This is a genomic window from Streptomyces sp. CA-251247, assembly GCF_050952975.1.
Classification (GTDB): domain Bacteria; phylum Actinomycetota; class Actinomycetes; order Streptomycetales; family Streptomycetaceae; genus Streptomyces; species Streptomyces achmelvichensis.
Genome location: NZ_CP191861.1, coordinates 5,965,265 through 5,978,142 on the forward strand (window position 1 = coordinate 5,965,265; position 12,878 = coordinate 5,978,142).

Annotated in this window: 9 protein-coding genes; 7 read left to right on the forward strand and 2 right to left on the reverse strand. The window is 72.6% G+C overall.

The genetic code is table 11. From position 1 onward, the window contains the following. Positions 1-60 precede the first annotated feature (60 nt). The 6 genes from infB to ACQPWZ_RS26635 all read left to right on the forward strand — a co-directional run bounded on the left by infB (position 61) and on the right by ACQPWZ_RS26635 (position 10,011). The gene (gene infB / locus ACQPWZ_RS26610; protein WP_433572550.1) at positions 61-3,192 is read left to right on the forward strand and encodes a translation initiation factor IF-2; all 3,132 of its coding nucleotides are present in this window, start codon (positions 61-63) and stop codon (positions 3,190-3,192) included. Between the two features lie 140 nt (positions 3,193-3,332). Beyond that, positions 3,333-3,626 carry a DUF503 domain-containing protein gene (locus ACQPWZ_RS26615; protein WP_313943772.1) on the forward strand — a complete coding sequence of 98 codons (294 nt, stop codon included), beginning with the start codon at positions 3,333-3,335 and terminating at the stop codon, positions 3,624-3,626. A gap of 27 nt (positions 3,627-3,653) precedes the next feature. Further along, positions 3,654-4,097, forward strand: coding sequence for a 30S ribosome-binding factor RbfA (gene rbfA / locus ACQPWZ_RS26620; RefSeq protein ID WP_313943771.1), 444 nt, complete (start codon positions 3,654-3,656; stop codon positions 4,095-4,097). Further along, on the forward strand, positions 4,094-4,993 hold the full coding sequence (gene truB / locus ACQPWZ_RS26625; protein ID WP_433572551.1) for a tRNA pseudouridine(55) synthase TruB: 900 nt from the start codon (positions 4,094-4,096) through the stop codon (positions 4,991-4,993). Before rbfA ends, truB begins: the two co-directional genes overlap by 4 nt. A 274-nt stretch (positions 4,994-5,267) precedes the next feature. Then, positions 5,268-9,026 (forward strand): trypsin-like peptidase domain-containing protein, encoded by a 3,759-nt coding sequence (locus ACQPWZ_RS26630; protein WP_433572552.1) that lies wholly within the window; start codon positions 5,268-5,270, stop codon positions 9,024-9,026. Positions 9,027-9,066: 40 nt separating this feature from the next. Then, the gene (locus ACQPWZ_RS26635; protein WP_313943768.1) at positions 9,067-10,011 is read left to right on the forward strand and encodes a bifunctional riboflavin kinase/FAD synthetase; all 945 of its coding nucleotides are present in this window, start codon (positions 9,067-9,069) and stop codon (positions 10,009-10,011) included. A 34-nt stretch (positions 10,012-10,045) separates the two neighbouring features. Here ACQPWZ_RS26635 and ACQPWZ_RS26640 read toward each other — a convergent pair whose 3' ends face one another. Further along, positions 10,046-10,951, reverse strand: coding sequence for a LysR family transcriptional regulator (locus tag ACQPWZ_RS26640; protein ID WP_433572553.1), 906 nt, complete (start codon positions 10,949-10,951; stop codon positions 10,046-10,048). Positions 10,952-11,108: 157 nt separating this feature from the next. Here ACQPWZ_RS26640 and ACQPWZ_RS26645 point away from each other — a divergent pair, with 157 nt between their 5' ends. Continuing rightward, positions 11,109-11,819, forward strand: coding sequence for a type 1 glutamine amidotransferase domain-containing protein (locus ACQPWZ_RS26645; RefSeq protein WP_433572554.1), 711 nt, complete (start codon positions 11,109-11,111; stop codon positions 11,817-11,819). 83 nt (positions 11,820-11,902) lie between these two features. Here the strand turns inward: ACQPWZ_RS26645 and ACQPWZ_RS26650 are convergent, their stop codons facing one another. After that, positions 11,903-12,877 (reverse strand): ABC transporter ATP-binding protein, encoded by a 975-nt coding sequence (locus ACQPWZ_RS26650; RefSeq protein ID WP_340475734.1) that lies wholly within the window; start codon positions 12,875-12,877, stop codon positions 11,903-11,905. Position 12,878: the final 1 nt, after the last annotated feature.

Consider the following 12,878-nt stretch of genomic DNA (forward strand, 5'->3'; position numbering starts at 1 on the left):
GATGAGTACGCCCATGAAGTAGCGACGGTCCGGCGGTAACCCGGACCTAAAAGGAGCGAAGTGGCTAAGGTCCGGGTATACGAACTCGCCAAGGAGTTCGGGGTTGAGAGCAAGGTCGTCATGGCCAAGCTCCAAGAACTCGGTGAATTCGTCCGTTCGGCGTCCTCGACGATCGAGGCGCCGGTTGTACGCAAGTTGACTGACGCACTGCAGGGGCCCGGCGGCAACGCCGGCAAGTCCGCTGCGAAGCCCGGCGCGCCTCGCAAGGCCGCGCCCTCCCCCGCAGCGGCAAACCGCGCGGGCGGTACCCCCACGCCCGGCGCGCCCTCCCCGGCGCCGTCGGCCCGTCCCGCTGCCCCCAAGCCCGGCGTCCCGGCCCCCAAGCCGGCCGCAGCCGAGGCTCCGGCGAGCAGCACTCCCTCGACCGCACCGGCTTCCGGCCCCCGCCCGGGTCCCAAGCCCGCGCCGGCCAAGCCCGCTCCGGCGGCTCCGGTGCCCGCGGCCGAGTTCTCCGCACCTGCCCCGGCGCAGCCCGCCGCGCCGCAGGCCCCCCGTCCCGGTGCCCCCGCCCCGCGTCCTGCCCGTCCGGCTCCGGCCGGCGGTCAGCGCGACGGTGGTCAGCGTGACGGCGGCCGCGGCGGCGACCGTCCTGCCCGCCCCGCGGGCCAGGGCGGAGCGCGCCCCGGTGGCAGCCGTCCGGCCGGTCCCCGTCCGGGCAACAACCCCTTCACCTCGGGTGGCTCCACCGGAATGGCGCGCCCGCAGGCGCCCCGTCCGGGTGGCGCTCCCCGTCCCGGTGGCGGCGGCGCTCCCGGCGCCCCGCGTCCGCAGGGTGGTCCCGGCGGCGCTCCCCGGCCCCAGGGCCAGGGCGGCGCTCGTCCGTCTCCCGGCGGCATGCCCCGTCCGCAGGCGCCCCGTCCCGGTGGCGGCGGCGGTCCTGCCGGTAACCGCCCGAACCCGGGCATGATGCCGCAGCGTCCTGCTGCCGGTCCCCGTCCTGGTGGCGGTCCCGGTGGCGGCGGCGGTGGCCGTGGTCCCGGCGGTGGCGGTCGTCCCGGCGGTGGCGGCGGCGGCGGTCGTCCCGGTGGCGGCGGCGGCTTCGCCGGTCGTCCCGGTGGCGGCGGCGGTGGCGGCGGCTTTGCCGGTCGTCCCGGCGGTCCCGGTGGCGGTGGCGGCGGTTTCGCCGGTCGTCCCGGTGGTCCCGGTGGCGGCGGTGGCCGTCCCGGCTTCGGCGGACGTCCGGGTGGTCCCGGTGGCCGTGGTGGCACGCAGGGTGCGTTCGGCCGTCCCGGCGGTCCGGCGCGTCGTGGCCGTAAGTCGAAGCGGCAGAGGCGCCAGGAGTACGAGGCCATGCAGGCCCCGTCGGTCGGCGGTGTGATGCTGCCTCGTGGCAACGGACAGTCCGTCCGTCTGTCGCGCGGTGCGTCCCTCACCGACTTCGCGGAGAAGATCAACGCCAACCCGGCGTCGCTCGTCGCCGTGATGATGAACCTCGGCGAGATGGTCACTGCCACGCAGTCCGTCTCCGACGAGACGCTGCGCCTGCTCGCGGACGAGATGAACTACGTCCTCGAGATCGTCAGCCCGGAGGAGGAGGACCGCGAGCTTCTCGAGTCCTTCGACATCGAGTTCGGCGAGGACGAGGGCGGCGAGGAGTTCCTCGTGTCCCGTCCGCCGGTCGTGACCGTCATGGGTCACGTCGACCACGGTAAGACCCGACTGCTGGACGCGATCCGCAAGACGAACGTCGTTGCGGGCGAGGCCGGCGGTATTACGCAGCACATCGGTGCGTACCAGGTCGGCACCGAGGTCAACGGTGAAGAGCGCAAGATCACCTTCATCGACACCCCGGGTCACGAGGCGTTCACCGCCATGCGTGCCCGTGGTGCCAAGTCCACCGACATCGCGATCCTCGTGGTGGCGGCGAACGACGGTGTGATGCCCCAGACGATCGAGGCGCTGAACCACGCCAAGGCGGCCGGTGTGCCGATCGTGGTCGCGGTCAACAAGATCGACGTCGAGGGCGCGGACCCGACCAAGGTGCGCGGTCAGCTCACCGAGTTCGGTCTGGTGGCCGAGGAGTACGGCGGCGACACGATGTTCGTCGACATCTCCGCCAAGCAGGGTCTGCACATCGACTCCCTGCTGGAGGCCGTGGTCCTCACCGCGGACGCCTCGCTCGACCTGCGGGCCAACCCGGAGCAGGACGCGCAGGGTATTGCGATCGAGGCTCACCTCGACCGCGGCCGCGGTGCCGTCGCCACGGTGCTCGTCCAGCGCGGAACGCTCCGCGTCGGCGACACGATGGTTGCCGGTGACGCGTACGGCCGTGTCCGGGCGATGCTCGACGACAACGGCAACAACGTCGAGGAAGCGGCTCCGTCCACTCCCGTCCTGGTCCTGGGTCTCACCAACGTCCCCGGTGCCGGCGACAACTTCCTGGTCGTCGACGAGGACCGCACCGCACGGCAGATCGCCGAGAAGCGTGCCGCTCGTGAGCGGAACGCCAACTTCGCCCGCAAGGGTGTCCGGTTCTCCCTGGAGAACCTGGACGAGGCGCTCAAGGCCGGTCTGGTGCAGGAACTCAACCTCATCATCAAGGGCGACGCGTCCGGTTCGGTGGAGGCTCTCGAGTCCTCGCTGCTCCAGCTCGACGTCGGCGAAGAGGTCGACATCCGGGTGCTGCACCGCGGTGTGGGTGCGGTCACGGAGTCGGACATCGACCTGGCGATGGGCTCCGACGCCATCGTCATCGGCTTCAACGTCCGCGCTGCCGGGCGTGCCCAGCAGATGGCGGAGCGCGAAGGCGTCGACGTCCGGTACTACTCGGTGATCTACCAGGCCATCGAGGAGATCGAGGCGGCCCTCAAGGGCATGCTCAAGCCGGAGTACGAAGAGGTCGAGCTCGGTACGGCGGAGATCCGCGAGATCTTCCGCTCGTCCAAGCTGGGCAACATCGCGGGTGTTCTCATCCGCTCCGGCGAGGTCAAGCGCAACACCAAGGCCCGGCTCATCCGCGACGGCAAGGTCATCGCGGAGGACCTCAACATCCAGGGTCTGCGCCGCTTCAAGGACGACGTCACCGAGATCCGCGAAGGCTTCGAGGGCGGTATCAACCTCGGAAACTTCAACGACATCAAGATCGACGACGTCATCGCGACGTACGAGATGCGGGAGAAGCCTCGCGGCTGATCCACGCAGCATCGGTCGGGGTCGCTCGACGGGAAAATATCCGTCGAGCGGCCCCGGCCGCTGCGTGTACGGTTCTTGTGTCCCTGCCAAACCCTGGCAGGTGTCATGAACCCGAACCGGCGGGACATCCGGATACATACATGTATGTGGGGACACTGTCCTTCGATCTGCTTCTCGGCGACGTACGGTCGCTGAAGGAGAAGCGCTCCGTGGTCCGCCCGATCGTCGCCGAGCTCCACCGGAAGTACGCGGTGAGCGTGGCGGAGACCGGAGACCAGGACCTCCACCGCAGGGCAGAGATCGGCCTCGCGGCGGTCTCCGGGGACACGGGGCACCTCACAGACGTACTCGACCGGTGCGAGCGCCTTGTCGCCGGCCGGCCGGAGGTGGAGCTGCTGTCCGTTCGACGCAGGCTCCACAGCGACGAAGACTGATGGCAAGGCAAAGAAGGAGAAGGACCAGTGGCCGACAACGCGCGGGCGAAGAAACTGGCGGACCTCATCCGGGAGGTGGTCGCCGAGAAGCTGCAGCGCGGCATCAAGGACCCGCGGCTCGGCACGCACGTGACCATCACGGACACCCGGGTGACCGGTGACCTGAGGGAGGCCACGGTCTTCTACACGGTCTACGGCGACGACGAGGACCGGGCCAGCGCCGCTGCAGGACTGGAGAGCGCCAAGGGCGTTCTGCGCTCCGCGGTCGGCGCCGCGGCGGGCACCAAGTTCACGCCCACCCTGGCTTTCGTGGCGGACGCCCTCCCGGAGAACGCCAAGACGATCGAGGACCTGCTCGACAAGGCACGGGCCTCGGACGCGAAGGTGCGTGAGGCGTCCTCGGGCGCCGCGTACGCCGGTGAGGCGGACCCGTACCGCAAGCCGGAGGACGAGGACGAAGCCTCGGAATGACACAGCAGAACAAGACGCCGGACGGCCTTGTCATCGTCGACAAGCCGTCCGGCTTCACGTCGCACGACGTCGTCGCCAAGATGCGCGGGATCGCGAAGACCCGTCGCGTCGGACACGCGGGAACACTCGACCCGATGGCGACCGGGGTCCTGGTGCTGGGGGTCGAGAGGGCCACCAAGCTCCTCGGGCACCTGGCGCTCACCGAGAAGGAGTACCTCGGCACGATCCGGCTCGGTCAGACGACCGTCACCGATGACGCCGAGGGCGAGGTCACGGCATCCGTGGACGCCTCCGGGGTCACCCGGGAAGGTATCGACGCCGGTGTGGCGGCCCTGAGCGGCGCCATCATGCAGGTGCCGTCCAAGGTCAGCGCCATCAAGATCGACGGCAAGCGTTCCTACGCGCGCGTGCGCGGCGGCGAGGAGTTCGAGATCCCGGCCCGTCCGGTGACGGTCTCCTCGTTCCGCGTGTACGACGTGCGGGAAGCGGTCGCGGAGGACGGGACCGCCGTCGTGGACCTGATCGTCTCCGTCGTCTGCTCGTCCGGGACGTACATCCGTGCGCTGGCGCGTGACCTCGGTGCCGGCCTCGGCGTCGGCGGCCATCTCACCGCGCTGCGGCGTACCCGCGTCGGCCCGTACGGGCTGGACTCGGCGAAGACGCTCGACGAGCTCCAGAAGGAGCTCACGGTCATGCCGATCGCGGAGGCCGCCGAGGCGGCGTTCCCGCGCTGGGACGTGGACGAGAAGTGCTCCCGGCTGCTGATCAACGGTGTGCGGCTGGACATGCCGGCCTTCGACCGCGCTCCGGTCGCCGCGTTCGGGCCCGACGGACGCTTCATCGCCCTCGTCGAGGAGCAGAAGGGCAAGGCCAAGAGCCTCGCCGTCTTCGGCTGACCGCCGGCCGGGCGGCACCGGCTCCGGAGCACGCCCACCGGCACGTCCGGGGCGGGCAGGCTCTCACCGTGCAACGTCCGCGGACGCACACGGCCTCATCGTGGAACGGGCAGGGTCGCTGCCCGTTCCACGATCCCCCTCGGACGGTGTCTATCCACCGGGCACCCTGGATTCACCCCATCGAGCAGGCGCTCGGAGTGACCACGGGTGCACTCGGGGGCGCGTTCGACTTGCGTACTTCTCCCGCTGATCACTGCCGATCTACCGTCGCACCATGGGACGCGGGGACCTGGCAACGCTGGTACGTATCTGCGATCTGGCGGGGCGGCCGCGTGGCACCGGGTTCGTGGCCGACCAGCTCGGCACGGTCGTGACCAGCCATGAGGCTGTCGACGGGCTGGTGCGGCTGGTGCTGCACGCGCCCGGCGACCGCACTTGCCTCGCGGAGGCCGACGCCATCACCCCGCTGCCGGAGGCCGGCCTCGCGCTGGTGCGCACCGACGGTCTCGGTGTGCGGCCCCTGCCGATCGGTACGCGTGAGCGGATCGAGGCGGGGACATACGTGCGGCTGCCCGCCGGTGGCTGGCGCGAGGCCCGGGTCCTCGGATCGGCACAGGTGACCTACACCGCCACCGACCGCTTCCATCTCGTCGCCGAGGCAGTGGAGTTGGCGATCGGGACGGACGGCAGCGACGCGCTGCGACTGGGTGGCGGGGCCGCCGGCGGCCCCGTGCTCGACTCCTCGACGGGCGCTGTGCTCGCCGTCCTCGGCACGGCACTGCAGAGCGGACATCGTGCGGCGGGATTCGCGCTGCCCCTGCGGACCGCCGCGGCGCCCGCGGACGGGCCCCTCGCCGACCTGCTGCGGCGCAATGCCGCAACCGTCCCGGCCTACGGGCAGGACCTCAACCTGGCCGCCGTCCTCGAACTCACCGCGACCTCCGTGGGCACGGTCGGCGGCCCCAGTGCCTGGCCCCACCCGGTCGAACGGCCCGAGCTGCTGCGGGAGTTCGGCTCCTTCACCGCCCTCGTCATGGGACTCGTCGGCGATCCCGGCACCGGCCGTACGACCGAACTCACCGCGCTCGCCTGCCGCCGCGGCCAGGGTGCCCGCCCCGAGCCCACGGTGTGGCTGCGCGGCGCGGATCTGCACGCCGACGACACCTCCGTCGCCGACGCCTTCGCCCGCACACTGCGACAGGCCGGGCGCATCCTCACCGCGTCGGGCGCGCACGGCGACATGGGGCTCGTCACGCCCGGACGGGTCGCCCGCCTGGCCCGGGCCGCCGGGCGCCCGCTGATGATTCTGCTGGACGGGCCCGAGGAGATGCCGCCCCAGCTGGCCCACCGGCTCGCCGACTGGACCGCGGGCACGGTCGAGTGGCTCGGCGACTGCGGGGTGCGGATGGTGGTCGGCTGCCGCCCCGAGTACTGGGAGCAGACAGGGGCACTGTGCCCGCCTGAGGTACTGCACCAGCCGGCCCGGTCCGCGCTTCGGCTGCCGCCCGCGGTCCGCGTCGGTGCCCTCTCGGCGGACGAGGCGAGCGAGGCGCGCGAACGGTACGGACTGCCCGCCGACGCGGTCGACGCGGCCGACGAACGGCATCCGCTGGCGCTGCGGCTGCTCGCCGAGGTCCGCGAGGCGCTGCCCGGCGACGTACCGGGACGGCCCTCGCGCGAGGAGATCTTCACCGCGCATCTGGATCTGCTGTGCCTGCGCATCGCCGTACGCATCGCGGCCGCCTCACGCCCACCGCTGCGAGGGGCTGCCGTACGCCGGCTGGCGGCGCGGGTGTCCGGCCGGGTCCATGAGGCCGCACGACGCTGTCTGGGGCCGGGGCAGGGGGAGTTGGACCGCGAGTCGTTCGAGGAGATCTTCCCGTGGCGCACCGGCTGGGCATCGGCGGTCCTCACCGAGGGACTGCTCGTTCCCGCGGGCACCGGCTACCGCTTCGCCCACGAGGAACCGGCCGACTGGGTCCAGGGCGCGCATCTCGACCTGGACGCGGCCCTGCACTCCCTGGTGCACCGCTGGCACGCGAGCGCGCCGGTGGGGCTGCCGTCGAGGCCGGGTGCGAGCGGTGGTGGCGGCGGATACGTTCCGCCGCCACCGGGGTCGGGCGGGACCCGCGCCCCGACGCTCGCCGTACCGCGCCATCGCATCGGACCCGTCGTCCAGGCGCTGCTCCTGCTCGACCGGGTACACGGCCCGGCTGCGCTCACCCGCCGGCTGGAGGAGCTGATCGATGCGCTGGAACGCCTGGACGAGGTGCGCGAGGACTCCGGCGGCGACCGGCCCGCCGACTGCGACCGGGCGTATACGGCGTGGGCGGTCGGCGACAGGGAGGACGTGGTGGCACCTGATCCGGCCGTGGCGGGGGAGCGGACCGGTGCGCGGGACCGGGTCGACGACGCACGCTGGTGGGGTGCCCACCTGCTCGGCGAGGCCCTGCTGCGGGTTCCCGACGCGCGTGCGTACCTCCCCGTCCTGCGGCTGCTCGCCGACCGGATCACCCGGCGCTCCGTACGCGAGGGCGGCCCCGAACACCTCGGCGGATTGGGCGAGTTCGGGCCCTGGTTCTGGGAGCGGCTCCAGGTGCCCGAGGCCGAGCGGCTGGATCTGCTGCGCCGGCTCGTGCCCGCCGACGGGCCTCCCGGGGCCCGGCGCCTTCCCCGCTATCTGGACGCCGCCGCCGCCCGGCTGGCCGCCGCCCCCTCGGCCGTACAGCCGCTGCTGTGCCGCTGGTTCACGGACACCACACCGCTGCCCGCCGAGCCCGGCGCGCAGCTGCGGCCCACCGTCGCGGGCGCCGCGCAGGCGCTGCTCTACGCCCGCCGGGACCTCGCCGTCGACGACCTCACCGAGGCCCTCGTCGCCACCGCCCACCCCCGCGCCGACGAACTGCTCGCCGCGCTCGCCGGGGACGAGCCGTCCGCCCTGTGCCGGGCCGTCGACCGCTGGGCCCACGACCCGCGGCCCGAGCGGCGCGTCGCGGCCGCCGCGTACGGACCGGTCACCGCCGCCCGGGTCACCACCGAGGCCGACCGTGAACTGCTGCGCTACGCCGCGTTCGCCCTCCTCGCCCGCGCCGCCGACACCTCGCTGCACGGGCCCGCCCTCGCTCTCCTGGTCCGCGACCCGCACACCCGCTCCCGGCACCTCGGCAGGGCGCTGGCCGCCTTCACCGCGGGGGACCCGCGGCTGCCGGTGAGCGCGCTCGCCAGGGCCCTGACCACCCACCCCGAGCCCGTGCTCGCCGCCTTCCGGGAGCGGCTGCACCAGCCCGGGGAAGGCGCGGCGGAGGTGCTGCGGGCCCTGGCGGAGGTCGACGAACCGGTCCTGGCGCGCCGGGCGGCGGAACTCGTCGGCGAGTACCTCGATCACCGGCCCGAGGGTGCGGCGCATGTCGCCGCGTACGTCGAGCGCCGCCTGGAACAGGGGCCCGGAGCCAGAGCTGTCCTCTTTCCCCTGGTGAGAGGGCTGCTGCGGGGCCGCCCCTGCCAGGTGCGCCGGGCGCTGGCACCGGTGCTGGCCGCTCCTGGCACGGTGGTGTCGCGGGCGCTGCGCTCCGAGCTGCTCGACATCCTGCTGGACTGCGAGGAGCGGGAACAGGAACCGGGGTACGGGCCCGCCCTGGGACACGGGTCCGCCCCGGACGCACCGGGGTACGGACGCGTCGCGCCGCAGAGATCGCGGAGCAGCCGTGATCCGTCCGTCCTCGACGCGGTGCTGCGGGCCGCCGCGCTCGGCTGCGCGACCCGGCCCGAGGCCCGTACCCGCGCTCTGGTGCACCGCACCGGCATGCTCCTCGTCCGTACGCCCGAGGGCGCCACCTGCTTCGACCGTCGACTTGTCGAGCTGGCCCGTGAGGTGCCCGGGTTCGCCGCCCAGGTAGCGGGCTGGCTGGCCGGAGCGCCGCAGGAATGGGCGGCGGTCGTCGGTCCGAGCGCACGGCGGATGGTCGAGACCCTGGGCAGCCCGGTGCCGATGCATGCCGGAAGCCGCGGGCATGGCAGTCTTAGACCTGCGTAATCGGCAATCCAGACACAGGTTCGGGCGAGGAGCGGTCACAGTGCAGCGCTGGCGTGGGTTGGAGGACATCCCCCAGGACTGGGGACGCAGCGTCGTCACCATCGGCTCCTACGACGGGGTGCACCGCGGGCACCAGCTGATCATCGGGCGGGCGGTGGAACGGGCGCGTGAGCTCTCGGTGCCGTCGGTCGTCGTCACCTTCGACCCGCACCCCAGCGAGGTCGTCCGCCCCGGCAGCCATCCGCCGCTGCTGGCCCCGCACCACCGGCGCGCCGAGCTGATGGCGGAACTGGGCGTCGACGCCGTCCTGATCCTGCCCTTCACCTCCGAGTTCTCGAAGCTGTCGCCGGCCGACTTCATCGTCAAGGTGCTGGTCGACAAGCTGCACGCGCAGGCGGTGATCGAGGGACCGAACTTCCGGTTCGGCCACAAGGCCGCGGGGAACGTCGAGTTCCTCGCGGAGCTGGGCCCCACGTACGACTACGGGGTCGAGGTCGTCGATCTGTACGTCTCGGGTGAGGCCGGCGGCGGCGAACCGTTCTCGTCCACCCTCACGCGGCGGCTGGTCGCCGAGGGTGACATCGAGGGCGCGAACGAGATCCTGGGCCGCCCGCACCGGGTGGAGGGCGTGGTGGTGCGCGGCGCGCAGCGCGGCCGCGAGCTGGGCTACCCCACCGCGAACGTGGAGACGCTTCCGCACACGGCGATCCCGGCGGACGGTGTGTACGCGGGCTGGCTGACGGCGAACGGCGAACGCATGCCGGCGGCGATCTCGGTGGGCACGAACCCGCAGTTCGAGGGCACGGAACGCACGGTGGAGGCGTACGCGATCGACCGGGTGGGTCTTGATCTGTACGGACTGCATGTGGCCGTGGACTTCCTGGCGTACGTGCGGGGCCAGGAGAAGTTCGAGTCGATCGAGGCGCTCCTGGAGGCGATCGCCGCGGACGTCAAGAAGTGCCGCGCGCTGACGGCGGGTCTCTAGCGCCGTGAGCGGCCGGCGCCGGCCGCGGCGCGGGTCACAGCGCTCCCCACAGGCGTGAACGCTTCATCAGGTGGTCGTGGACGAGCGCCACGGACGGATGGGCGAGACCGCCGACGCGGGTGGCCAGATAGAGCGTGTTGAGCGGTGCCACGTGTGGGTGGTGCAGCAGCTCCACCGAGCCCGCGGCCAGGGCGGGTTCCGCGAGGTACCGGGGCAGCACCGAGACACCCGCTCCGGCGACCACCGCCGTCAGCACCGCGCGGAGGTCGGGCACGACGACCGCGACCTCGTTGGACGGCCGGCGGCCGAACTCCGAGCGCCAGTAGCGGCGGATGATGGGCAGTTCCTCGGCGTACGCGACCAGGGGCAGCGTCCCCAGGGCCTTGACCGGATCCGTGGCCAGCAGGGCGGGGTCGACGGTGCGGGCCAGCGTCGGCGGTCCGACGAGTACGAACTCCTCGTCCGCGAACGGTGTCGCCGCCACATTCTTGAGGGCGGGCCGCACGGCGGAGACCACGAGGTCCAGACGGGAGTTCGCCAGGGCGGAGAGCAGATCACCGGCCAGTCCGACACTGATCCGCAGCCGTAGCCCGCGGGCCGCCAGCGGAGCGAGAGCGGGGACGACGCGGGCGGTGACGAGCTCCGCCGGGCCGGCGAGGTGGACCTGTCCGTAGAGCGCGTCCCCGCCGCTGTCACCGTCGCTGATGGCGGACCGCAGCTGGTCGAGGTGCGGCCCGACGCGCCGGGCCAGGTCGTCGCCGCGCGCGGTCGGTGTCACACCGCGGCGCGAGCGTACGAACAGAGGCTCCCCGATCTGCTGCTCCAGGCGCGCCAGTTGGCCGGTCACAGCCGGCTGGGAGAGACCGCGCCGGGTGGCGGCGGTGGTCAGCGATCCCGCGCGGTGGATCTCCAGGAAGGTGGCCAGCAGGTCGAGATCCACCACGCAACCCTTCAGTCATAAGAATGGTGATGACTGGAATCAGCCTACTGGACTAACGCTGATGGTTCCGTGGTTGTGTCGACCGGAACGAGGTACGCGAAGGAAGCGAGCGATCGCCCGACGCGTCCGACCGAGAACGACGAGAGAGAAGAACACGATGGCCAGGATCCTCATGATCGTCTCCGCCGCCGACAGCCTCACGCTGGCCGACGGCACCGCCCACCCCACCGGCTTCTGGGCCGAGGAGCTCGCCGCCTCCCACCAGCTCATGCGCGAGGCCGGGGCCGATGTCGACATCGCCACCCCGGGCGGCGCCGCCCCCACCGTCGATCCGATCAGCCTCGACGAGCGCGGCGGCGTGGAGGAGGCGGACGCGGCACGGTTCCGCACGTACCTGGACGGCATCGCGCGGGACCTCGCCGCTCCGCTGGCCCTGGACGCGGTGTCGGTGGACGACTACGACGCCGTCTTCATCCCCGGCGGCCACGGCCCGATGGCCGATCTCGCCCACGACGCCGACCTCGCCGGGCTGCTCATCGAGGCCGAAGCGCGCGGGAAGCTCGTCGCCGCGCTCTGCCACGGACCGGCCGCCCTGCTCAGCGCCACCCGCGCGGACGGCGGCTTCGTCTTCGCCGGGCGCTCGATGACCTCGTTCACCGACGAGGAGGAGAAGCAGGGCGGACTCGGGGACGCGTCCCCGTACCTCGTCGAGACGCGGCTCCGGGAGCTCGGTGCCGTCATCGACGCGGGTCCGGCCTGGCAGAGCAAGGTCGTCGTCGACGGCAACCTGATCACCGGGCAGAACCCGCAGTCGAGCGTCGACACCGCACGCCGGGTCCTCGCCGAACTCGAAACCCGCACGGCGTAACGGCACCGGAGGCGGGCCGTCACCCGAAGGGAATCCGGCCCGCCGCCGGCCGCACGCTCGTGCAGCTCAACACCCCGCCGGCGTCACGCCGATGCCCAGTGGCAGGCCACCCCCGCCACCGCTCCGCTCCCCAGCACCGGCAGCTCCTTCGTACGGCAGTCGCCCGACACCCCCGCTCGGTCCGCCTCGCCCGAGGACAACACCTGGCAGCGGGCGTGGAAACGGCAGCCGGACGGGATGCGGGAGGGATCCGGGGGCTCGCCCGTGAGGACGACCGGCGGCACCTCCGACTCCGGGAGAACCGACAAAAGCGCCTGTGTGTACGGATGCTGAGGGGCCGTCAGCACCTCCTCCACCGTGCCGGTCTCCACGATCCGCCCCAGGTACATCACCGCCACCCGGTCCGCGATGTTCCACGCAAGGCCGAGGTCGTGCGTCACCACGAGGGCCGACAGGCCCAGTTCGTCCCGCAGGCGCAGCAGCAGCGCGAGGATCTCGCCGCGCACGGATGCGTCGAGCGAGGCCACCGGTTCGTCCGCGACGATCAGTTCGGGCTCCAGGACCAGTGCGCCGGCGATGACGACACGCTGACGCTGGCCTCCCGAGAGTTCGTGCGGATAGCGCAGGAAGAAGCGTTCGGGCGGACGCAGCCCCGCCCGGGACAGTGCTCCGGCGACGGCTGTGCGCTCGTCGCCCTCGTATCCGTGGATCCGCAGGCCCTCGGCCACGGCGTCGTAGACCGTGTGCCGCGGGTTGAGGGAGCCGCTCGGGTCCTGGAGGACCAGCTGGACCCGCTTGCGGTACGACTTGAGCCCACGCGAGCCGTAGTCCAGCGGGCTGCCGCCGAAGGTGACACGCCCCGACGTGGGCGGCACCAGGCCGAGCAGCGAGCGCGCCAGGGTGGTCTTGCCGCAGCCGGACTCGCCGACCAGGGCCACGATCTCGCCCGCGCCGATGTCGAGGTCCACCCCGTCGACGGCGCGGGCGGACGGGCCGCCGCGCCGTCCGGGGAAGGTCACATGCAGACCGGCGGCCGAGAGCAGGGGAGTGGTGGTCATG

What these genes read in the sequence shown, in the direction of transcription:
- ACQPWZ_RS26615 (WP_313943772.1), top strand. Translation starts at nt 3,333, where the DNA reads ATGTATGTGGGGACACTGTCCTTCGATCTGCTTCTCGGCGACGTACGG.
- truB (WP_433572551.1), top strand. Translation starts at nt 4,094, where the DNA reads ATGACACAGCAGAACAAGACGCCGGACGGCCTTGTCATCGTCGACAAG.
- ACQPWZ_RS26630 (WP_433572552.1), top strand. Translation starts at nt 5,268, where the DNA reads ATGGGACGCGGGGACCTGGCAACGCTGGTACGTATCTGCGATCTGGCG.
- ACQPWZ_RS26645 (WP_433572554.1), top strand. Translation starts at nt 11,109, where the DNA reads ATGGCCAGGATCCTCATGATCGTCTCCGCCGCCGACAGCCTCACGCTG.
- ACQPWZ_RS26650 (WP_340475734.1), bottom strand. Translation starts at nt 12,877, where the DNA reads ATGACCACCACTCCCCTGCTCTCGGCCGCCGGTCTGCATGTGACCTTC.